At 36.5% G+C, this 249-nt stretch carries 1 pseudogene; it reads right to left on the bottom strand.

Going from position 1 to position 249, the window contains the following annotated elements:
• Positions 1-74 (bottom strand): annotated as a pseudogene (locus V6252_RS12945) (ribosome recycling factor); the annotation flags it as partial.
• Positions 75-249 lie beyond the last annotated feature (175 nt).

Below are 249 nucleotides of genomic sequence, written 5' to 3'. Positions count from 1 at the left end.
CTGAAAGTGCTTTCAAGCGCGTCCAACGTTTTTTGCATGCGTGCTTCGCCGTCTTGCTTACTCTCTTTAATCATTGTGTTTCCTTATTTATCGTTACCGACAAATTTTTTATTTGCTATTGGGATATTAATATGTGTTGCTAATCGTTAGCTATTTACTGACGTTAGTTGGCTGTATTGCATCAATTAATGAAAAACTCGTCTGCCTTCATTTTCACCCATGATGACATTCAATAATGCATTACGCTTA

The organism is Psychrobacter proteolyticus, from assembly GCF_038155145.1.
Lineage (GTDB): Bacteria > Pseudomonadota > Gammaproteobacteria > Pseudomonadales > Moraxellaceae > Psychrobacter > Psychrobacter proteolyticus_B.
The sequence above is the reverse complement of the archived record's forward strand: the minus strand, read 5'-3'. Positions and strand labels throughout refer to the sequence as shown.